This is a genomic window from Brevibacterium sp. CCUG 69071 (assembly GCF_021023135.1).
Classification (GTDB): domain Bacteria; phylum Actinomycetota; class Actinomycetes; order Actinomycetales; family Brevibacteriaceae; genus Brevibacterium.
On sequence record NZ_PGFV01000001.1, the window covers coordinates 405,337 to 427,787 of the forward strand.

At 65.9% G+C, this 22,451-nt stretch carries 16 protein-coding genes; 7 read left to right on the top strand and 9 right to left on the bottom strand.

The annotated features are described in order from the left end of the window. Positions 1-18: 18 nt before the first annotated feature. Positions 19-1,161, bottom strand: coding sequence for a P1 family peptidase (locus CV023_RS01880; RefSeq protein WP_230743774.1), 1,143 nt, complete (start codon positions 1,159-1,161; stop codon positions 19-21). After that, on the bottom strand, positions 1,158-2,672 hold the full coding sequence (locus CV023_RS01885) for an aminopeptidase P family protein (RefSeq protein WP_230743775.1): 1,515 nt from the start codon (positions 2,670-2,672) through the stop codon (positions 1,158-1,160). The genes CV023_RS01880 and CV023_RS01885 overlap by 4 nt, the downstream gene beginning before the upstream one ends. A gap of 77 nt (positions 2,673-2,749) precedes the next feature. On the opposite strand from CV023_RS01885, the gene CV023_RS01890 reads away from it, so the two are divergent. Next, positions 2,750-3,607, top strand: a complete 858-nt coding sequence (locus tag CV023_RS01890; RefSeq protein ID WP_230743776.1) for a PHP domain-containing protein — start codon at positions 2,750-2,752, stop codon at positions 3,605-3,607. A gap of 217 nt (positions 3,608-3,824) precedes the next feature. Here CV023_RS01890 and CV023_RS01895 read toward each other — a convergent pair whose 3' ends face one another. Next, positions 3,825-5,357 carry a DEAD/DEAH box helicase gene (locus CV023_RS01895; protein WP_230743777.1) on the bottom strand — a complete coding sequence of 511 codons (1,533 nt, stop codon included), beginning with the start codon at positions 5,355-5,357 and terminating at the stop codon, positions 3,825-3,827. Positions 5,358-5,419: 62 nt separating this feature from the next. Between CV023_RS01895 and CV023_RS01900 the strand changes: the two genes are divergently transcribed. Further along, the gene (locus tag CV023_RS01900; protein ID WP_230743778.1) at positions 5,420-6,052 is read left to right on the top strand and encodes a ferritin-like fold-containing protein; all 633 of its coding nucleotides are present in this window, start codon (positions 5,420-5,422) and stop codon (positions 6,050-6,052) included. Between the two features lie 186 nt (positions 6,053-6,238). Here the strand turns inward: CV023_RS01900 and CV023_RS01905 are convergent, their stop codons facing one another. Continuing rightward, entirely contained in the window at positions 6,239-6,460 is a 222-nt protein-coding gene (locus tag CV023_RS01905) for a DUF3107 domain-containing protein (protein ID WP_230743779.1), read from the bottom strand. Positions 6,461-6,538: 78 nt separating this feature from the next. After that, positions 6,539-7,132: a TetR/AcrR family transcriptional regulator gene (locus tag CV023_RS01910; RefSeq protein WP_230743780.1), complete on the bottom strand. Its 594-nt coding sequence runs from the start codon at positions 7,130-7,132 to the stop codon at positions 6,539-6,541. 172 nt (positions 7,133-7,304) lie between these two features. Here CV023_RS01910 and CV023_RS01915 point away from each other — a divergent pair, with 172 nt between their 5' ends. Both CV023_RS01915 and CV023_RS01920 read left to right on the top strand, forming a co-directional pair. Further along, positions 7,305-10,622, top strand: a complete 3,318-nt coding sequence (locus tag CV023_RS01915; protein WP_230743781.1) for a PD-(D/E)XK nuclease family protein — start codon at positions 7,305-7,307, stop codon at positions 10,620-10,622. Beyond that, positions 10,622-13,798: an ATP-dependent DNA helicase gene (locus CV023_RS01920; RefSeq protein WP_230743782.1), complete on the top strand. Its 3,177-nt coding sequence runs from the start codon at positions 10,622-10,624 to the stop codon at positions 13,796-13,798. The genes CV023_RS01915 and CV023_RS01920 overlap by 1 nt, the downstream gene beginning before the upstream one ends. A 27-nt stretch (positions 13,799-13,825) precedes the next feature. Here CV023_RS01920 and CV023_RS01925 read toward each other — a convergent pair whose 3' ends face one another. Next, positions 13,826-15,184 (bottom strand): aminoglycoside phosphotransferase, encoded by a 1,359-nt coding sequence (locus tag CV023_RS01925; protein WP_230743783.1) that lies wholly within the window; start codon positions 15,182-15,184, stop codon positions 13,826-13,828. 129 nt (positions 15,185-15,313) lie between these two features. On the opposite strand from CV023_RS01925, the gene nudC reads away from it, so the two are divergent. After that, complete coding sequence (gene nudC, locus CV023_RS01930; RefSeq protein ID WP_230743784.1) at positions 15,314-16,291, top strand: NAD(+) diphosphatase; 978 nt, start codon at positions 15,314-15,316, stop codon at positions 16,289-16,291. Further along, entirely contained in the window at positions 16,288-18,327 is a 2,040-nt protein-coding gene (locus tag CV023_RS01935) for an ATP-dependent DNA helicase UvrD2 (RefSeq protein ID WP_230743785.1), read from the top strand. Before nudC ends, CV023_RS01935 begins: the two co-directional genes overlap by 4 nt. Here the strand turns inward: CV023_RS01935 and CV023_RS01940 are convergent. Next, positions 18,304-19,206, bottom strand: a complete 903-nt coding sequence (locus CV023_RS01940; RefSeq protein WP_230743786.1) for a hypothetical protein — start codon at positions 19,204-19,206, stop codon at positions 18,304-18,306. The two genes, CV023_RS01935 and CV023_RS01940, sit on opposite strands and share 24 nt — an antisense overlap. A gap of 518 nt (positions 19,207-19,724) precedes the next feature. Between CV023_RS01940 and CV023_RS01945 the strand changes: the two genes are divergently transcribed. Further along, the gene (locus tag CV023_RS01945; protein WP_230743787.1) at positions 19,725-20,276 is read left to right on the top strand and encodes a M48 metallopeptidase family protein; all 552 of its coding nucleotides are present in this window, start codon (positions 19,725-19,727) and stop codon (positions 20,274-20,276) included. On the opposite strand, the gene CV023_RS01950 is transcribed toward CV023_RS01945, so the two are convergent. Together CV023_RS01950 and CV023_RS01955 are read right to left on the bottom strand one after the other, a co-directional pair. Further along, entirely contained in the window at positions 20,260-20,823 is a 564-nt protein-coding gene (locus CV023_RS01950) for an NUDIX hydrolase (protein ID WP_230743788.1), read from the bottom strand. The two genes, CV023_RS01945 and CV023_RS01950, sit on opposite strands and share 17 nt — an antisense overlap. Next, the gene (locus CV023_RS01955; protein WP_230743789.1) at positions 20,824-22,374 is read right to left on the bottom strand and encodes a zinc-dependent metalloprotease; all 1,551 of its coding nucleotides are present in this window, start codon (positions 22,372-22,374) and stop codon (positions 20,824-20,826) included. It lies immediately after the preceding gene. Positions 22,375-22,451 lie beyond the last annotated feature (77 nt).

Consider the following 22,451-nt stretch of genomic DNA (forward strand, 5'->3'; position numbering starts at 1 on the left):
GCGAGTGCCGTAACCAGGTCAGGGCAGAGCGGTGAATGCCTCGACGAACTCCGGCGCAATGTCGGACAGGGTCGGAGGCTGACCCCAGGTGCCCTCCGTGGGAGCCGCAGAGACATGGGCATCGAGGATCGCCAGGCTGAGAGCGTCGGCGGCCGCGGCGGTGATGGTCACGAGCTCTCGGGTCGCCTCGGAGAAGCCGGTCGGCAGGGCCCGGGTTCCGGTGGCCAGACCGAAGACGGTGTCGCCGTCGTAGAGGGTGTGCGAAGGGTGCACGGCCCGGGCGATCCCGGCATGGGCTCCCGACGCCATCCGAGTGACCTGCGCCGTGTCGAGGGCCGCGTTCGTCGCGACGACCGCGATCGTCGTGTTCTTCGCCGAGGTGGCCGTGGGCGTGGCATCGGCGGCCGCGGTCTCCGGCGGTGCGGGCAGGTGATCGAGTTCGGGCAGATCGAGTCCGTACGAGTGCAGCAGTGTTCGGGCCCACAGGGAGCCCGCGGAGGTTCCGAGGGTGCCGAGCGAGTTCGCAATGACGAGCGCGGCGACGGTGAGACCGCCGGGCAGTCGGATCGCGAAGGAACCCATCGAGGAGCGCAGGCTCTGGAATCCCGAGCGTGCTCCGGTGCCGGCCCCGATGCTGCCGCGCACCGCCGGGAGCGGGCCTTGGGAGGTCGAGTGCGTCGGTGCGGATCCGGCCGGGGACCCGAGTTCTTCAGCTGATGACTGGACTGCCAAGGCGTCTCGGGCGGCTTCCGCACCTTCTTCGACCGTGGGTGGCAGCACCCCGGCGTCCCCGCGCCCGAGATCGAAGATCCCTGCCGCGGGGACGATCGGAATCACCGTGTCGGGAAGGCCGGCGGCGGGGAAGCCCCGCCCCGCCTCGGCGAGGGCCGTGACGGCTCCACTGACCGACCGCAGACCCAGAGCGGACCCGCCGGTGAGGACGATGGCGTCGGCACCATAGGAATGCGTTCCCGGGGCGATGACGTCCGTTTCATGCGTCGCCGGACCCCCGCCCCGGACGTCCACGCCGACCGTCGCTCCGGCCGGTGGCACGATGACCGTGGTTCCGGTGAGCCGTTCGCGGGAGAGCTGCCCGGCGTGGCCGAGGCCGATGCCGGGGATCTCGAGAAGTCCGCGACCGCGCATCGGTCCGAGGGTCATCGTCCCTGCACCCAGGCCTCGATCTCGGCGCGGGTGCGGGGGAAGTCCGCGGAGAGGTTCTCCACTCCCGTGTCGGTGACGAGCACATCGTCCTCGATCCGGACTCCGCTGCCGCGGAACTCCTCCGGCAGCAGGAGGTCATCGGTCTTGAAGTACAGGCCCGGTTCGATCGTGAACACCATTCCCGGCTCGAGCACGGCGTCGAGGTACATCTCCGCTCTGGCCTGGGCGCAGTCGTGGACGTCGAGGCCGAGGTGGTGGCTGGTGCCGTGGACCATCCACCGGCGGTGCTGCTGGCCTTCGGGGGAGAGGGATTCGGCGGCGCTGACGGGTAGGATCCCGAACTCTTCGAGGCGGGCGGCGATGACGGCCATCGCCGCCTCATGGACCTCACGGAACCTCACCGGACGTGAGACGTGCTCGGCGGCGACGGCGAAGGCGGCATCGGCGGCGTCGAGCACCGCATCGTAGATCTTGGCCTGAACCTCGCTGAAGGTTCCCGATACGGGCAGAGTGCGCGTGATGTCGGCGGTGTAGAGGGAATCGGCCTCGGCTCCGGCATCGACGAGGATGAGGTCGCCGGCGTGCACCTGACCGTCATTGCGGATCCAGTGCAGGGTGCACGCGTGATTGCCGGAGGCCGCGATCGTGTCGTAGCCGACTCCGTTGCCGTCGGAACGGGCGGCGGTCTCGAAGGCGGTCTCGACGATCCGCTCGCCCCGGCGATGGGACACGGCCTGCGGCAGGGCGGCCACGACATTGTCGAACCCGGCGCGGGTGATCGCCACGGCTTCGCGCAGCGCCTCGACCTCGTGCTCGTCCTTGATCAGGCGCAGCTCGGAGAGAGTCTGCGCCAATTCGGCGTCTCCGGCCTCCGAGGTCTCGAGATCGGCCTGGACCTGGGTGCGGGCGAGATCGATGACCGAGTCGATGCGCACATCGGCCTGTCGCACGAGACGGACCGAGATCGCTCCCAGGTCCTTGGTGATGGCATCGTCGACGGTTGCGGAGCTCTCGGTGGCGATGCCCGTTATCGTCGACATGGCTTCGAGGTCGGCCCGCGGTCCGACCCAGTATTCGCCGTAGCGGGAGTCGGAGAAGAATTCCTCGGTGTCCGAACCGGCACGCGGACGGAAGTACAGGGTGACGGTGTGGCCATCGTCTGTGGGTTCGAAGACGAGGACGGCATCCGGTTCGGAATCACCTTCCAGGCCGGTGAGGTGGATGAAGGCCGAATGGGCCCGGAACCGGTAGTCGGTGTCGTTCGAGCGGACCTTGAGCCCGCCTGCCGGGATGACCAGCCGTTCTCCCGGGAAGGCCGCAGAGACCTTGGCTCGGCGCTCCGGAGTGAAACCGGCGGCCGCGAGTGCCTCGGCATTGAGCGGGGTGCGATCCCAGCCTTCGGCGACGAAATCGCGGAAGGCTCGGGAGTTGGGGCGGTGGGAGCGGTTGTTGACGCGGTCGTTGAGTGCCTGGGTCGTCTCTGAGCTGTCTTCGGTCTGCGCTGTCATGGTTCCATTCTAGGCATCATCACCGGTGCCGGCGGACGGCGACGAGGAGGTGGTTCGCTAGCGGATACACTGGGCACATGGTCATTGATCTCCATGTGCACACCGCATTCTCGGACGGGACCCAAACCCCGTCCGAACTCATATCCGAAGCCTCGATGGAGGGCATCGATGTCATCGGCATCACGGATCATGACACGACCGCCGGTTGGGCTCCCGCGGAAGAGGCCGCACGCGTCTACGGGCTCGGTCTGGTGCGGGGAATGGAGATCTCCTGTCGCCATGAAGGCATCAGTGTGCACCTGCTGTCCTACCTCCATGACCCCTATGACACCGGTCTGGCCGAGGTCGTCGAGGAGACCCGGCGGGCCCGACTCGATCGCACGCACCTGATCATCGAACTCCTCGCCGAGGACTATCCGATCGACATGGACGCCGTGCTCGCGGTCTCGGGTGAGGATGCGACGATCGGTCGACCGCACATCGCCGATGCCCTCGTGGCTGCGGGGATCGTCGAGACCCGGACGGAGGCCTTCGCCTCGATCCTCTCGAGTCAGGGTAAGTACCATGTCAGCCTGCCCACGATCGATCCGATCACCGCGATCAGGCTGATCCGCGAGGCCGGGGGAGTCTCGGTCTTCGCTCATCCTCGGGCGGCGATGCGCGGGCTGGTGGTCCCGGATTCCGCGATGGCCGATTTCATCGCGGCGGGCCTCGACGGCCTCGAAGTTGATCACCGCGACAATCCGCCCAATGAGCGTGAGGTCATGCGCCGACTCGCCGGTCAGCACGATCTGATCATCACCGGCTCGAGCGACTATCACGGCACCGGCAAACCCAACCGCCTCGGCGAGCATGTCACCAGCGAGCACATGTTGGCCAAGCTGCTCGAACGTGCCCGGACCCGACCCGGCGGAGTCGACTTCATCCAGGGCTGAGGCCCTCGCGGGTCACCGGGAATGACTGGCCGTTTGCGATTCCGAACCCGGTCATCCTCGGACTCGCCCATGGGCTGCATCCTGGTGCTGTCGTTTCCCAAGTGATGTAATTGGGGCACCGCGACTGCCACCTCACGGCGGCCTAGGCGGCAACCCAGAGATGAGCTCGGGCCCCGACCGTAATGGTCGGGGCCCGAGAGACAGACGGATCAGAGGCTCACTCGGCGGATGGCTCCGAGCTGGAGTGGCCGCCCTGAGCGCGATTGACGGGTTTGCCGTTGCGGGTGCGACGGCGCTGACGATTGCGACGGGGCTTGCCGGATTCATCACCGGAGGACGAAGAATCGTCCCGGCGCTCCGAGGAGCCGCCTCGGCGCTGGCCGGAGCCGCCGCGCGAACGATCGGAGCCGCGGCGTCCCTCCGAGCTGCGGCCTCGGCTCTCCGAACGCTGTCCGGTCGAACGCTCCTCGTCACCTTCACCGTGAGCACGCGGCAGGCGGCCCTTGGTGCCCTTGGGAATGCCGAGATCGGCGAAGAAGTGCGGCGAGGTCGAATAGGTCTCCGCCGGTTCGTCGTGCTCGAGGCCGAGGGCCTTGTTGATCAGCCGCCAGCGAGGCATGTCATCCCAGTCGACGAGGGTCACCGCGACGCCGGAGTTGCCGGCGCGACCGGTGCGGCCGATGCGGTGGACATAGGTCTTCTCGTCGTCGGGGCACTGATAGTTCACGACGTGGGTGACATCGTCGATGTCGATGCCGCGGGCTGCGACATCGGTGGCCACGAGCACATCGACCCGGCCGTCGCGGAAGCCCTTGAGGGCCTTCTCCCGCTGGGCCTGACCGAGATCGCCGTGCAGGGCGCTGACGAGGAATCCGCGATCACCGAGCTCGGCGGCCAGCTTGTCCGCCGTGCGCTTGGTGCGGGTGAAGATGATCGTGCGTCCCCGGCCCTCGGCCTGGAGCAGGCGGGCGACGAGTTCGCTCTTGTCCATCGAGTGGGCGCGATAGACGTACTGAGTCGTGTTCTTCCCGGTCAGCGACAGGTCTTCGTTGTCGTGGGCACGGATGTGGGTGGGGCGGCTCATGTACCGGCGGGCAAGCGTGATGACCGCACCGGGCATGGTGGCCGAGAACAGCATCGTCTGTCGGTGCGCGGGCACGGCATTGATGATCTTCTCGACGTCGGGCAGGAACCCGAGGTCGAGCATCTCATCGGCCTCGTCGAGGACCACGGTGCGTACTTTGTGGAGTTTGAGGATCTTGCGACCGTAGAGGTCGAGCAGCCGGCCCGGGGTGCCGACGACGACGTCGACGCCTGCCTTGAGGCGGGAGATCTGCGGATCGAAGTCCATGCCTCCGTAGATGGTCATGATGTCGATGTCTCGTTGGGTCGAGGCGGTGACGAGATCGGCGGCGACCTGCTTGGCCAGCTCACGGGTGGGCACGACGACGAGCGCCTGCGGCAGACGCACCTCGGCGCCGTCATCGACGATGTCCGGAGTCAGTTCGGGATCGAGCGGCGCGGAGGGGTCCTCGGTCTTGCCGACGACGCGCTGGAGGAGCGGGATTCCGAAGCCGAGGGTCTTTCCGGTTCCCGTCTTCGCCTGGCCGATGATGTCGGCCCCGGACAGAGCCACGGGCAGCGTCATCGCCTGGATGGGGAAGGGGTGGGTGATTCCCGAGGCCGCCAATGAGGCCACGATCGGTCCTGCGACTCCCAGCTCCGCGAAATCCGGTTCTGTCTCCGCCATATTGAAAACTCCTTTTAGCGCATCAGCGCTCGTCATGGTCGTGAACCGGTAGGCTATGAGCCATGCCCGATTCTGTCCCATTGGCCGGTAATGATGCTGCGACGCTCGCTCTTCTTGCATATGGCGAGCTGACCGCATTCGAACGAATGGCCACCAACGCGACCACTGCGGTGCACATGGATGACAAGGTCATCCTCGCACGCTTGGCTTCGCAGTCCTTTGCGAACTTCGAAGAGCTCTCGCAGCACATCAGTCATCTGGGCCAGGATGTGATCGAGCTCAGTCGGCATTTCGAGCCGACCTTCACCGTGCTGGCTGAAAGGACTCGTCCGCGCGACTGGTACGAAAGCCTCATGAAGGGATTCGTCTTCGACGGGATCATGAATGATTTCTACCGCACGGCCGTGGACGAACTCCGAGAGCCCGGATACAGCCTGGCTGTTGCAATTCTCGATGATACACGGGCCACTGACTATGTACGCAATCGTCTGACCTCCGATGTGGCCGTGGACACCCAGTTGGCCTCTCGTCTGGCGCTCTGGGGACGCAAGCTCGTGGCCGAGACTCTCGGCCGGGCCCGCAATCTGCTCACCGACCCGGTGCTGGGCATCAACGAGGATCTCGTCGTGGAGGCGATCCCGGCCGTCACCGCGAACCATTCGAGGCGAATGTCGGCATTGGGGCTGGTGGCTTAGACCCGTCCGGCCCGGAGCATCGGCGGATTTGGGGGCGGCCTTCGCGGCGAAGGCATCACTCCTCCTCGGCGGCTGCGAGGTGTGAATGGGTGTGGACCCGGTCAGTTGACCGGGTCCACACGCATTCACATGGAATTCACTCATCGCGGCAGAATGCGAACACTCCGCGCGATGGCACGAGTCGGATCAGGCGCTGAAGCCGACGCGACGCGAGGCTTCGGAGCCGATCTCGAGGTAGCCGAGGGAGCCTGCCGGAACGAACACCTGACGGCCCTTCGTGTCCGTGAAGGTCAGGAGCTCGTCGGACTTGAGCTTCTCCTCGATGCGCGCAGCGAGTTCCTTCGGGTCCTCACTCGATTCCAGGGTGATCTCACGCTGGGTCTGCTTGACGCCGATCTTGATTTCCATTGTGCTCCTTGTGCGGATCGTGGTTTGAGTCGTGTTCAGCATAACGTCAGCGGACCGGTGTTTTCTTCCGGCCGACGTTCACTTCGTGGCGAAGGACTGCAGACCGCCCCAGCTCATCTGCGTCAGCAGAGTCACCGTGGCCTCGACGTCGAGGTCCCCGGCGGATTCGAGCTGTTTGACGACGACCTCAGCGGTGCCGATGAGCGTCCGGCACAGGAGCGCGGCCTCGGCGTCGGCGAGTTCGGCATGGTCCTTGAGTGCGGCGACGATGCGGGATGCCGAGCGCTCCCGCAGATTGCGTATCCGCTGCTGTGCTTCGGGCTCGTAGACATCGGAGTTGAAGAGGATGACGAATTCCTCGCGATGCGAGACGACGAAGTCGAAATAGGACCGGTAGGTGGCGCGGACCTTCTCATGCGGATCGGTGGTCGATTCCAGCGCCGAGGCGAGTGCCGAGTCGAGCTGGGCCGCGGAGTCGTCGATGAGGGCGAGGTAGAGATCCTGCTTCGAGGCGAAGTGCTGGTAGAGGACCGGCTTCGAGACACCCGCAGAGTCAGCGATCATGTCCATCGACGTCGTGCGGTAACCGCGGGTGGCGAAGACCGACCGTGCGACTCCCACCAATTGGTCACGACGCTGTTCACGGGGCAATCTCTGCTGGGGACTCGACATTCTTCAATGTTACGCGAAAAATGCGCAGGAATTTCGAATCGGCATCCGTACAGCGATGCATCCAAATCGCATCCTCGATAATCTGCGGCCAACAGCGGCTGCGGGGACTCGACTGCGACGCGCGGGACCGGGGACCGGCGGCGGTGTCAGTGGCCCATGATGGAATACGACTATGGACGAAACGACTGAGCTCATCGAGGCGAAGCTGCTCGCCGGCGAGTCGACGACGATCATCGGTCGCCCCGGGACGGGCAAGACGAGTCTGCTCGAAACCGTCTACTCGCAGCTAGTCACCGAGCTGTCCCCAGCTTCCGTGCTCGTTCTCACCCCGAACCGGGACCATGCTGATCTGCTGCGCAACCGGTTGGCTGTGCCTCCCGATGCGGTGCTCTCGGCCGCACCGGCCCGGAGCCTCTCGTCTTTCGCCTACGGCATCGCCCGGGCGGCTCACTCCGCTCGCACCGGTGAGGACCTGGAGTTCGTCTCCGGAGCCGATCAGGACGTGTTCCTCGCCGATCTTCTCGCCGGGCACGAACGTGGCCACGGGCTCGGTCCCGTGTGGCCGACGGAGATCTCCGCCGAGGTGCGGTCCACCTCGGCGTTTCGCACCGAGGTGCGCGATGTGCTCAACCGTGTGATGGAATTCGACTTCGGCGTCCGGCTTCCGTCTCCCCTCGAATGCGCGGACGCCGAGCCGGAATACGTCTTCGACTACGGGCGCGGCGCTCTGGCCCGCGCCCTCGAGGACTGTGACGACCCGAGGTGGGCGGCAGTGGCGCAGATCCTCGAGGAGTATCTGGGGATCATGAGCATGCCCGGTTACGGCGGCATCGACTCGGCCACGGTACTCGCCCGTGCCGCCTTCGACATTCTGCGCGAACCTGCCGAGGTGACCGTCGGACGGCGGTGGAGCTTCGCCCCGGACGTGGTGCCCACCGTGGTCCTCGCCGACGCCGTCCAGGACTTTCCGGCGGCCAGTTGGGGAATGCTCGAACAGCTGCGCGAGCGGGGCTGCGCACTGGCACTGTTCGGAAGCCCGGAGACGGTGACCGGTCGTTTCCACGGCGCCGATTCCTCGATCATCGATCGCAGCGCCACGGACCCGAACTTCTCGACCGTCGTCCTCGACGAGGTGAAAGGCATCGATCCCGGAGTGGCCGCGATCGTCGATGATTTCGGTCGGCGGATCACCAACCGGTGGCGACTGCACCACATGCCGCGGCACATGCCGCGGCGGCCGGCAGCCGTCGAGCCGACCGATGACCGGGCCGAGGAATCGGATGCCGCCGGGGGGACAGCTGCGAAGGAACCGGACGCCGCTGGTGAGGCGGGCACCGCGGAATCGGATGCTCGCGGTGAGACCGGCGCCGAGGCGGTGGAGACCCATGTGTTCGACAGTGCCTCCTCCGGGTACCGATACCTGGCCAGACGCGTGACGAACTTCGTCGAAGACGGTCACTCCTGGTCCGATGTGGCGGTGATCTGCAGAAACACCTCGACAGCACGCGTCATCGCCAATGAGCTGCGCGTCTCGGGTGTCGCCACGGCCACGATCATGCAGCCGCTCAACGTCGATCCGGCGACGGCTCCGCTGCTTGAGCTCCTGTCGGCTGCCCCCGATTTCGACGATGACGAATCGATCGCCGCTCTCGCGCTGTCCCTGGCCGGCAGCATCTACGTCCGACTCGATCCCGTGCAGATCCGCCGTTTCAGGCGAATCGTACGCAGACAGTTCCCCGCGGACAGCAGCACCGCCTCCCTGGCGATGGCGCTGCGCAGCCCGATCGGAGATGACTCCGCGCCCGGGCTCGCCGTCATCTCCCGCATGCTCAACGCGGCCGCCGAGGCAGGTCCGGCCGATCCGCACCAAGCTCTGTGGACGATCTGGGAGGCCGCAGGAGTCGCCCAGAAATGGCAGGCCGAAGCTCTGCGGGATCCCGAATCAGAAGCCAACGCCCATCTGGATTCCGTGCTGCGACTGTTCACCTTGGCTGAGAAGATCGCCGATCGCGGAGGATTCACCGCCCGCTCCTTCGCCGGGATCGTCGCGGAGCAGGACATCGCTCAGGACTCACTGGCCGCCACCTCGGGCTACGCCGACCTCGTGCGGGTCGGCACCGCCTCGTCGCTGGCCCACGTGCGCACACCCCTGGTCGTCATCGCCGAGGTCAACGAGGGCGTGTGGCCCAACCCGAAGCTCCGCGGGGGAATCCTCGGACTCGACGATCTCAGCTCCGTGCTGCACACCGGGGAGCCGGTGACCTCGGATCCCGGCTATCACGGGCATGCGAAGAGGACGAACCTGCGTGAGGAGGGTGAGCTGTTCTACACGGCGCTGACGCGCGCCACCGAGCAGATCATCGTCACCGCGATCTCCGATGCGGAGAGCGAACCGTCGCCGTTCTTCGACGTCCTCGCCGCAGGCACCGCCAGGGGCACCGAAGACGTCGGCGGATACGTGATCACCCATGAGGACGAGCTTCCACCGCTGTCGCTGCCGGAGATGGCGGCACATGCGCGTGCCCAGCTCCTCGGGGCTGCCGCCAGAGCCGAGCCGGCAGCCGCAGGAGCGACGGACGATCCTCCCGATGAGGACACGCGGACCTGGGCCGCGCTGATGCGCTCCCTGGCGCGGACCAGCCAGGCAGTGGAGCCGCCGGAGCGGTGGCGGGAGAGCGAGGACCTCACCTCCTCCGAACCGCTCTTCGGTCCCGAGGACACCGTCAGGGTCTCACCGTCCCAGGTGGAGACCTTCACCGACTGCTCCCTGCGGTGGTTCCTCACCCGCAACGGGGGAGACCGACCAGGCACGACCGCCCAGAACCTGGGCACGATCATCCACGCCGCCGCCGAGACGTTCCCACAGGGCCCGCCCTCGGCGATCCGTAACTACGTCGACCAGGAGTTCGCCGCTCTCGAATTCGACGCCGACTGGGAGCGGGAACGCGAACGGGAGGTGGCCCTGAAGATGGCAGACCGCCTCGGCGAGTATGTGACGAACACCGAGGGAGAACTCGTCGGCGTGGAAGTGGCCGTCTATGCCACCGGTGTCGATGAGGCCGGCCGGGAATGGAAGGTCACCGGCCGACTCGACCGGGTCGAGCAGGGAGCCGAAGGTGTGCGCATCGTCGATTTCAAGACCGGGAAGAACGTCGTTCCGGGCAAGGACATGGATCGGCATGCACAGCTGGGCGTCTACCAGGAGGCGATCAACTCCGGAACCATCACCACCGCCGACGGTCGCACGATCGACGCGCAGGCCTACGGTGCCGAACTCGTCTTTCTGCGCAACTCGTCGAGGACCAGACGGGAGCAGCCGGCACTCGAGGTCGCTGAGGATCCCAAGTGGGCCAGGCATCTCATCAACGACGTGTCGACGAGGATGCGTGCGGCGTCGTTCCCCGCCCGAGTCGAGCCCCAGAAGTGCCAGAGCTGCCCGGTGCGCTCGTCCTGCCCGGCCATCGGCCCGAAGATGTTGGAGGATTCCTGATGCGGTTCACTGCCGATGACCTTGCGCGACTCACGGCCGCCGATCCGGCCAAGGCATTCCCGCCCAGCCCGGAGCAGCGGATCATCATCGAGGCCGACCCGCAGCAGTCGATGAAGGTCACGGCAGGGGCTGGTTCCGGGAAGACCACGGTCATCTCCCAGCGCGTCGTCTGGCTGGTGGCCAACGACTATGTCGCTCCGGAGCAGATCCTGGGACTGACCTTCACCCGCAAGGCCGTCGGCGAGCTCGGCGGTCGGATCCGCGTTCTGCTCGCCCGCCTGCGCCATAACCTCGGGATGGCCACGGACCTGAGACTGCCGGGCCTGGACAATCCGACGGTATCGACCTACAACTCCTATGCCGCCTCGATCGTCAGCGAGCACGGGGCGAGCATCGGCATCGAACCCGAGACCGTGCTCCTCGACGATGCCGCCGCACATACGATCGCCGGGCAGATCATCGATGCGACTGCCCCGGGGGACATCCCCGGAAACTTCTCACGCGAGACGATGATCGCCGACATCATCGCTCTGGCCGGTGCGATGAACGATCACGGACGCGACCTCGACGAGGTCACCGACTACCTCGAGCAGTGCCTTCAGGCACTGGTCTCGAGCAAGGGCAAACCCGTCGACCCCAGCGGTCGGCGGGCCAAACTCGAAGCCAAGATCAGGACGGCCCGACTGGCCGATTCCTATATGGCAGCGAAACGTCGCAATCTGGCCATGGACTTCTCCGATCAGGTTCGGTTCGCGCAGCGCATCATCGACGAGGTTCCGGCCGCGGCAGAGGCCGAACGCGCTCGGTGGTCGATCGTGCTGCTCGACGAGTTCCAGGACACTTCGGTCGCGCAGCTGGGACTGCTGCGCGACCTGTTCGCGACCACCGCAGTGACCGCGGTCGGTGACCCCCGACAGGCCATCTACGGGTGGCGCGGGGCCAGTGCGGACAATATGGACCGCTTCTCCACTGACTTCCGAGAGGTCGAATCGCTGACCCTGAGCACCAGCTGGCGCAACGACCGGGCCATCCTCGTCGCCGCGAATCGGATCGCAGCGGGTCTGACCGACAGCAGCGAGACACCGCTGTCCGCCCGGGACGGTGCCGGCGAGGGCGAAGTCAGCATCGACGTCAGCTCCGGGGCGCATGACCCTGACTATCTCAGCGTGGGACTCCGGTCGCTGACCGAATGGGTCGCCGAACTGCCCGCGGGCACCACGAAGGCTGTACTGTGTCGCAAGCGAGCCCACTTCGCCCCGGTGTCAGCGGCACTGGAGGCCGCCGGTTTCGCCGTCCACGTCCACGGCTCGTCCGGACTCCTCAACGATCCCTTCGTGGCTGATCTGCGCGCGGTCCTGACCTCGGCGGTCGACCCGATGGCGGGGGACAGTCTGATGCGTCTGATCAGCGGACGGATGGGCGGCCTCGGTGCCAGCGACATCGCCGCCCTCAATTCCTTCACCCGTCGGCAGAGCGACCGTCGGCTCGCCGAGCTCGGTGCAGGACAGGGCGAGGTCGTCGCTGAGGCGATCGACCAGCCGACCATCGTCGAAGGCCTCGACGAACTCATCGACGCAGCCTGGGCGATCGAGCAGGGAGCGAAGACGTCACGGGAGAGGAACCTCACCGTCGACCTTCGCGAATCGGGTCTCAGCGACATCGCACGTGAACGGCTGACCGCATTGGCCAGGGCCCTGCGCGCGGTGCGTTCGGGCAGCGGCACCATCTCCTCGATCATCCGCCGGGCGATGACCGAGACCGGAATCGACTCCGACATCTGGGGCCTCAACGATGCCCTGCGCAGACTCCACAGGTCCTCGATCGACGCATTCCTGTCCGCCGCCAGCCAGTATTCGGCCACGGTCGATCGACCGTCGGTGCCCGGATTCCTCGAGTGGCTGAGCATCATGGAGGCACAGGATGCGCTGAGCGTCGCCGAGCCGAACGCCTCCGAGGATGCGATCAACATCATGACGGTGCATGCTTCCAAAGGTCTGGAGTTCGACGCTGTGGCCGTGCCGTCGCTCGTGGTCAAGGACTTTCCGACCGAACCACGGGACAAGGAAGGGTGGATGGAGCGCACCGCGCTGCCCTATCCGCTGCGAGGCGACCGTGACCATCTCGTCGACTTCGATCTGCGGGAGGCCGCATTCGATACCAAGAAGGCCCTCGACGAGTGGATCAACGAATTCATCCGTCCCAAGATCGCCGATGCCCACGAGGCCGAAGAGCGTCGCCTCGCCTATGTGGCGTTCACCCGTGCCAAACGGCATCTCTGGCTCGGCGCGGAGCTGATGGGATCGCGATCGACTCCCGACGAGCTCTCCCCATTCCTCACCGAGGCGGTTGAGGCGCTCGGCATGGACATCGAGATCCCCGAACCGGCGGAGGAATCCGAAGAGGACCGCATCGAGACGAGTCAGTGGCCGGTCCCGCGCACCCACCAGGTCAGTGCGGCGCGACGGGCAGGGGAGTGGGTGCGGACGGCACCGGAGATCGAGCTTGCGGAATTGGCCGAGGTGCCCGGGACCGTGGGTCGCTACGCCGCCCAGGCGATGCGGATCGGAAGTCGCCCGGGAATCGCCTCGGACGGCAGCGTCCCCGACCGATTGTCGGCGACGGCCCTCGTGTCGTGGCGGCGCGATCCGGAGGGCTTCCTCACTCAGACCCTGCGTCCGATTCCGAGTCCGCCGAGCCGGGCCGCGGAGATCGGCACGACCTTCCACTCCTGGGTCGAGCATCACTTCGGGCAGGCGAGCATCGACGTCGAGGAGGACGAGCGCGTGCGTCCCATCGATCAGGTGACGATCGAGAGGCTGGAGGAGACGTTCCTGTCCTCAGAGTTCGCCGCCAGATCGGCCGATCACGTGGAGATGTCCTTCGAGCTCGTGCTCGGCCGCTTCCGGGTACCCGGGAAGATCGATGCGGTCTTCATCACCGACGAGCACGCCGAGGTGGTCGACTGGAAGACCTCGAAGAAGCCCGCTGACGATGTGCTCGAGGTGATGAAGTGGCAGCTGGCGCTCTACCGCTTCGCAATCCAGCGCGCTCACCCCGAGATCAGCGAGGTCACCGGCACGTTCTACTTCGTCGGCAGCGACGAGATCGTCCGGTTCTCCGACCTGCCCGAGGAGGCGGAGATCATCGCCTGGTTGGAGGCCAACGAGGCCGACTGAGCCGCCGTCAGACCGCACCGAGTCCCGTCAGGGACGCTCGATCCGTGCGGTGTCGTCGCCGTCCTCGTCGTCGACCGTGTCGTCATCGATCGATGCGGTGTCAGCACCGTCGGCTTCCGCCCTCGGGCGATCGGCATCGGTTTCACCGGCGGCGTCAGCAGTATCACCGGAGCGGCCTTCACTGGTATCAACGGACAGGCCTGTGCCGGTTACAACGGAGCGGTCATCACCGGTATCAACGAAGCGGTCATCGCCGTCCTCGTCGGGGTTCACTGTGGCGGCGGCCCGGCCCGACTGGCCGTCTTCGGTGCGCGATACACGGGCCTGCGGACGGAATGAGTCCGGCTTCTCGGCTTCGGTGAGCGCAGCCTCGACGTTCGGTCCTGCCGATGTGCTCTGCGGCGGATCCTGGTTCGGCGACGCCTCAGGGGTCGGCGCCGACTCCTCGTGCGCTCCCGGCTGCGAGGAGTCGGCGAAGAGGATCTCGTTGAAGTTCGCCAGCAGGTCCGCAGCGTCCTGAATGGCCGCCTCATCGCCGGAATCGACGGCTTCGAGCAGCCAATCGAGGACGGCGAACTCGGCCAAGAGTTCGGCACGGTCGATGATGTGCTCGTCGGCTCGCGGCCGAGAGTTGCGGTATTCGTCGTAGAAGGTCTGCAACGCTGCCGGATCGATCAGCGCCGAGGCGGCAGCGAGATCGATAGCCGGATCGGAGACGCGCAGGCGTCCGAGCTCGGCCAAGGCGAGAACCCGCTCCTGGTCCGTGTAGACGCTCGACTCGTCGACGGAGCCGTGAATCGGGGTGGCCAGGAAATGCCAGAGGGCGACCTTCTCGAACTCTTCCTCCCAATGCTGAAGCAGAGAGGACGGCACACGCCCCGTCCCGGCCGCCTGGTCGAGGCGTTCGAGAATGAGGAACTGCGATCGAGACGGATCTTCGACGGGGAAACCTGCCTCGGAGACAGGTTCGGGCGCCGCGGAATGCAGAGTCGCCAGCGCCTGTGCCAGAGAGCTGGCGCGCGCGATATCGGCGATCGGCTGGTCTCCGAGGGGTGCGCCGGGAAGCGGATCGGACAGTGTGATCGTCGTCGGCCCAGGGGTGTCGAAGTACTCGGGCTCGACCTCTGTGAGGGCGCGCAGACGCGGCCAGGCGAAGTCCGCATGGGGGTACATCACGTCATAGATGCGGGCTGCCTCGGCTGCCGAACCGGTATCGGCGGCGCGGTCGAGTCGCGTCTGCGCCGTCGCCACCAGCTGCTGCTTCTCATCGTCGAGGAGCACCCTGATTCCGGCCCCCAGAGGAGGCAGTGACGTCCATTTCGTCGGGGCGAAGCCGTCGAGCATCGTCGACCCGATCGCTGCCAACTTGAGTGCCTTGGTATCCACCCTGCCCAATCTACCTTCTGCCATGGGCAGACACACGGGATTGAGCCTCCGAGCGTGTCAGCGAATGCCGTGCCGAGGGCTCCGGCACCGGCGGACTTCGCGTCAGAACCCTGCGTTATCGTGGAGGGCATGAAGCCGCTGCCACCTGTGACACCGATCAGTCTCGCCCGCCACGGAATCGACCGAGATCATCTCACCCGGGGGCAGGACGGAGATCTCGCCGAGGTGTGGGAGGCAGGGGCACACCCGGTCTTCGAACACCGCGGGGCGCTGCTCGTCGCCGCCGGCGGCCTGTTCTCCCCGGACCGCGAACTGGTCCCGACCGGACAGACCGAGATCTACCTCGGCTGCGACTCGGACGGCGACCGCTACATCGGCGTCTCGCTCGATGACGCAGGACGCAGCGAACTCGACTCGCATCTGGTCGCCTCCCGGGCCCGTGACGCCACCGACCTGCTCACCGCACCCGGCGGCGGCCTCGACAGTGCAGAGCCGACCTGGTTGCCCCTGCGACAGCTGGCCGAAGCACTCGACGACGTCGAGGTCTCCCTGGCCTGCGAACTCGTCGGGTTGGGCAATTGGCACCGCGCCCACCAGTTCTCCCCGCGGACGGGAACCCCGACCAGACCCATTCTCGGCGGCTGGGTCCGCGAGGACCCGGACACCGGCAGCCAGCATTTCCCCCGTACGGACCCGGCCGTCATCGTCGTCATCGTCAACACCGATGACGAGGGCACGGAACGAGTGCTGCTCGGCAACAACGTCGCGTGGGAATCCGACCGGTATTCGCTGCTGGCCGGCTTCGTCGAGCCCGGCGAGACTCTCGAGCACGCCGTCACGCGGGAAGTCTACGAAGAAGCTCATCTCGAGGTGATCAACCCCCGCTATCTCGGATCGCAGCCGTGGCCGTTCCCCTGTTCCCTGATGCTCGGATTCTCGGCCGAAGCCCCCAGCCGTGAGTTCGCTGCGGACGAAGACGAGATCGCGTCCCTCAAATGGTTCACCCGGGACGAGCTCAACGCCGCCATAGAGAACGAGAGCGTTCGCGCTCCCGGGACGGTGTCGATCGCCGGGCAGCTGCTGGCCAATTGGCTGGACAACGTGTGAGCGCTGCGGCCCATGCCCTGCTCGATGCCCTCGATGAGGAGCAGCGAGACGTCGCCACCCATTTCGAGACCCCCGTCATCGTCCTGGCCGGGGCCGGAACCGGGAAGACCCGGGCGATGACACATCGGATCGCCTACGGCATCGCCACCGAGGTGTTTCCGCCCAATCATGTCCTCGCCCTCACCTTCACGGCGAAGGCCGCCGGCGAGATGCGGTCGCGACTGCGCACCCTGGGAGTCCCCGCTGTGCAGGCTCGCACCTTCCACTCGGCGGCGCTGCGTCAGCTGCGGTTCTTCTGGAACCGGTTCGCCGAAGGTGACTTCCCTCGCATCATCGAGAACAAGACCGGCATCATCGGCTCCGTGCTGCAGAGTCTCGGCCTCGAGACCAGTCGTGAGCTCAATCGCGATGTCGCCTCCGAGATCGAATTCGCCGCGGCCGGGCTGCTCGGAGTCGACGATTATGCGAGCAAGGCTGCCTCCCGTGACCTGCCCGGTGATCTGGGGGTCGAGGATATGGTTCGCATCTTCGAGGCCTACGGGGAGGCGAAGACGCGCGGCAGGCTGATGGACTTCGACGATGTTCTCCTCGTCCTCGACGGAGTCCTGGCCGAGCATCCCGAGATCGCCGCGGAGATCCGGGAGCAGTACCGCCATTTCGTCGTCGACGAGTTCCAGGACGTGTCTCCGCTCCAATACGATGTCCTCACTCGCTGGCTGGGTCCGCGTGACAATCTCTGCGTCGTCGGAGACCCGGCTCAGACGATCTATTCGTTCGCCGGTGCCGATGCGAGCCTGTTGGGTTCTCTGAGCAATGCGCTGCCGGGGGCCAGGACGATCCGCCTGGTCCGCAACTACCGCTCGTCACAGGCCATTGTGTCGACGGCGAACAACCTGCTCCGGCACACCTCGAGGAGCGCTCTGACGCTGCGCTCGGACAACCCGCCCGGTCGACAGCCGTCGATGCGCGAATACCCCACCGACGAGGCCGAAGCCGAGGGCGTGGTCAAAGCCATCGCAGCCGAGATCCACGCAGGCAGGCGACCACGGAAGATCGCGGTGCTCTTCAGGACCAATGGCCAGAGCCCCGCCTACGAGCAGGCCCTGGCGGCCGCCGGGATTCCGTATGTGCTGCGCGGAGGTGAGCGCTTCTTCGCTCGCAAAGAAGTCAAGGAGGCCGTGCTGCTGCTCAAGGCCGCGCGCGCCACCTCCGGGGGACGACCGCTGCCCGAGGTGGTGGCCGAGGTCCTCGGCTCGCTGGGCTTCACCCGACAGGCGCCGAGCGCAGGAGCCGGCCGACAGAAATGGGAGTCGCTCAAGGCGCTCGTCGACCTGGCGGAGGCACGACAGGCCGAGCAGGAGCTGCCGGTGCCGTTGGAGGCCTTCCTCGATGATCTGGCCGATCGTGCCGAGCATCAGTTTGCTCCCGACATCGAAGGCGTGACTCTGGCCTCCTTCCACGCGGCGAAGGGCCTCGAATGGGACAGCGTCCACCTGGTGGGTCTGAGCGAAGGTCTGCTTCCCATCAGCTATGCCCAGACTCCGCGCGCCATCGCCGAAGAACGCCGCCTCTTCTACGTCGCGGTGACCCGTGCCGGAACAGATCTGAGCCTGAGCTGGTCGCTCTCGCGTCACGAATCCAAGCAGCGTCCACGGAAGGCGTCACGGTTCCTCACCGAACTCGGTCGGATCGATCACGGACAGGGATCAGACCGTCCCACCATCACCTCGGCGCAGCTGAACCGATGCCGTCACTGTGGGCGAGCTCTGGTCTCACAGATCGACCGAGCGCTCTTCCGCTGCTCGAACTGTCCGGCCGAGGTCGACCTCGAACTCCTCGACCGTCTGCGTCGCTGGCGAGCCCGAGTCGGTCTCGAACGCGGCCTTCCGCCCTACCTGGTGCTCACGGATGCTTCGATCTCCGTCATCGCCGAGATGAGACCTCGTGACATGCAGGCCCTGGCACGGGTGCCCGGGATCGGTGCGACGAAGCTCGAACTCTACGGAGCGGGGCTACTGAGCCTGCTGGTCGACTGAGTCGAAATGGGGAACGGGCACTCGGCAATGACAGGACGGATGGAAGTCCAGGCCTTCATCGACCTCCGCACCGGTGGCCAATGAGATCAGTCTTCTCAATGGTTCGGTCTCGGCTCCGAGCAGGGCCTGGCGCAGCCTGAGCACGACATTGAGGCCTCCCACCACACGGGACAGCGGATCGGCGAGGCTCTCCCGGTCCGGCAGCGCCCGGAGGCGGGGAAACTGATCGAGCCATTCCTCGTCGACGTCGCGCCTGTGCAGGCACGTGCAGATCGTACAGGGCGTGCTTCCTGGTCGGATGAGTCCCGTGACTTCGACGGACTGCTCGCCGATGACGACCTGGCAGTGAGCGATCTCGCGATCGGTCAGCCACATGGCGGTGTGGAGATCCGGAACCAGGTAGGAACTGGTGATGACGATGGGGTTGGTGAGCAGATCGAGTTCCTCGACCCGTACGGCCGGTGACGTGGCGAAACCCGAGGCCGAGAGGTACTGCTCGGTGATCGACCGCAGAGGACCGATGGCCATCACCGGTCGTGAGGCGAGGAGTGCGGACACTCTGTCCGGGGACAGACCGAAGGTGCGTGCGGTCGACAGCAGCGGTGACCCTTTGGCCACGGTGGCCGCCTCGGCGTCCTCGGGAATGAGCACACCGGCCTCACCGAGGAGAGTGATGAGCGAACTGGCCCGGGAGAGATCGACGCCCAGATCTTGGGCCCGCGAATAGTACTGGGCCGATCCGACGCCGAGGCGAAGGTCTTCGACGAGGCTGACGTCGGCAGGTAGCAGGCCATCGATGAGCACCGGGTCTTCGACGCCGAACTGCACACACGACGATGATCTCCAGGTGATGGGAACACTGGGAAAGATCCTGAACATGCTGGCCCCTTGGTTCGAACGGTCCGGACTTCCACGGTAGTGAAAGGAGCACGGATCCGCCACGGGACGTTCGAAGCTGTGGAAAAGCTTGTGGAAAACGGTTGAGGACAGGCCGGAAAATGTGTTCCGACATGCCCTCAACCGCATTGTGCCCCAGGCGCTCGCGGGGACCCGTGCGGCTTCCCCTTCCGCACGCATCTCCGGGTTTTCCGGGGTCAGACATAGAACCTATTCTGCATTTGCGGCCCCGTCAATGCCGGGTCATGCACAGGCACGTCAACAGCGTGTGGATAAGTTGTGGAAATCGCCGAGGGGCTTGTGGAGGAAAGGTGCCTTGGGTGGTCGGCAATCGGACGAGGTGGTGCGCGAAATCGTAGGTCACTTCTGTTCCGGCGCTGTCTGATCATACGAATCGGCTGTGGACAGCGGAGAGGAGAGGCTCGATCGGCGATACTCAGGAAACTCACAACAATGCCGAGCGGATTTCCTGAGTCAGTGCCTGTTCCTATGATGGGGAGGTGGCAGACAGACAGCGGTGGAATGAGGAAGAGGTCCTGCGGGCGATCGCCCGCGGCGATATCACGGTGCGGCGATCGCCGCGCCGGAAGAAGACGGTGTCGATCTCCAAGGAGATCGACACCTATGTGCTGAGAACGCCCCTGCGCTACAGCGTCGAGGCGAATGTCCGATCGCTGACGAGCCTGCTCAATCGTCTCGCCGCTCGTGATCATTCATCGGCCGAAGACCTCGAGCGTCTCGCCACGGAGCTCAGCGGACGCTACTTCGGCGGCCGGCTGCGCCCGCAGTCGATCCGCTGGGTCACGAATCAGAATGTCTCCCGCTGGGCGTCGACGACCACCTCCACCGGAGACATCCGGGTCTCACACCGGCTGCAGAGCGTCCCCAGATGGGTTCTGGAGACGGTCATCGTCCATGAGCTCGTCCACCTGCAGATCGGCGAGCATTCGAAGGAGTTCCACGCCCTGGCCGATCGGCACCCGCGTCAGGCCGAGGCCAAGCTCTACCTCGAGGGATTCAGCGCCGGCGAACACTTCAGCCGCGGGAACTGAGTGACTCGGCCCGGACGGCCGCACGGTAGAGGTCCGGCAGCCGTGCCGGGAGATCCGGCAACAGGTCGACGGGCAGCTCGCTTAAGGGAAACCAGCGCACGTCGATGGATTCGCCGGACACGACGGGTGAGTCCGTGATTCTGGCTCGGGCGGCATAGACGACGTCATAGTGTCGCTGACAGCGACCGAACGCAGCAGAGAGGTCGTGGACATGCAGATCGACCGGCGTGGGGGAGACCCACTGCAAGGATCCGAGCCCACTCTCCTCGAGAGCCTCTCGCACGGCCGCGGATTCCAGACTGTCGTCCTCGGGCTCGAGGTGACCGCCGAACTGACCCCACAGCTTTGCTTTGCCATGATGGTTGAGCAGCACGGATTCGGACTCCGAATCGAAGACGAGGCAGCTCGCGGTGACGTGAGACTCGCCGCCCTCCCGGCGAAGGGCGGCGGCGCCGGCTTCGTCGAACAGCCGTGCGAAATCACCGGCAAAGACGTTGTCGGCCGAGACGGCATCGACCTCGGAGCGTGCAGTGTCGAGATCGATCATTCAGCGCTCGTCGGTGTCGTCTCCGGACGCATCGTCCTCGGAGTCCGATTCGGGGGTGGACTTCTCACGGTCGGCCGGCCCGTCGGCCGACGTCTCGCGGTCCTCGGTCTCGTCGGCGCGCCTGTCGGACACGGTCTCGCCGGCATCCGTGTCGGACACGGTCTCAGCGGCGTCCTTGTCGGACTCGGTCTCCGTGTCGGACTCGGCTTCGGCACTGCCTTCGGTGCCGTCGAGTCCTTCGGCGAGGATCCGGCTGAGCGCCTCATCGAGCGTCGACTCGCTCGTCCATTCGGCCTGCCTCCGCTCGGAGTAGCCGAGGGGATCGTCGAGATCCTCAGTGGTCGGCAACAGGTCCGGGTGGGAGAACACCTTGTCCCGGGCCTCCGGTCCGCCCTGCGTCTCGAGGTAGGCGAAGAGCGCGGCGGCATCGCGGAGACGGCGCGGGTTGAACTGCAGACCCACGAGAGTGGAGAAGGTCTTCTCGGCCGGACCGGCAGTCGCCCGGCGACGACGCAGGGCCTCGCGGATCTGATCGCGGCCCGGCAGGTGCGCACACGCCGCGTAGACGACGACATCGACCCAGCCGGCGATGACGGCGAGGAGATTCTCGAGAGAAGTCAGGGCCTTCTTCTGGTCCTCGGTCGTCGGCGGGTTGAACAGACCCTGGCGAATGTTGTCGCTGAGATCCGAGATGTTCGAGGGATCGATCGAGGAGGTCATGTCCTCGATCTGCGAAGTGTCCACCTTGAGGCCCTGGGCGTAGCGGGTCAGAACCGTCTCGACCTGGGCGGTGAGCCAGGGTGCACGTTCGAACAGCGCCAGATGGGCGAGTTCCTGTGCGGCCAGGTAGATGCGGACTTCGGAGACGTCGACGTCGATCTCGGTGGCGAACGCGGCGACGTTCGTCTCGACGAGCGCGGCGGAGTCATTGGGCAGGAGGGGAAGCCCCACCTCGGTGCCGGTGAGCACGCTTTCGGACAGGGCCCCGACGGCCTGACCGATCTGCATCGCGAACATCGAATCGCTCATCGACCCGAACATCGATGAAGCACCGGCGAGGATTCCCTTCATCTCCGCCGGAACCTGAGTCTCCAACGTCTCGGTCAGAGCGGTCGACATGTTCTCCTTGATCGGGAGCACGAACTTCTGCCACCCGGGCATGGTCTCCTTGACCCAATCGGATCGAGTCAGTGCACGTGCCGAGCGATTCCCACCTGAGAATTCGGTCGCCTCGGCGAGCCACAGCTCAGCCAGACGGAACGCGTCCGTGGTTGCGTGCGCCGATTCGTCGCTGATCGAAGGGTCGGGCTTGGGGACGGCCTTCTCGGCGATCGATGCGGCCTGATTGCTCGAGTTGCCGCCCTGGCCGAACATCCCCTGCATCTGGTTCATGATCGTCGCCATCATCGCGGGGTCGATCTGGAACCCTTGGGGCGACCCGGACTCGTTGCTGTTCTCGCCCTGACCGGCGCCGGGGCCGCCCTGCCCGAACAGCATCCCGAAGATCTGCTCGAACGGATTCTGCTCGTTGTTGTTCTCGTCGTCGCTCATTTTCTCAAAGCCCCCATGAATCGGTTTGACTTACACGTTAACCGCTGAGGATGTGCGAAGCTTCCCAATTCGGGGAG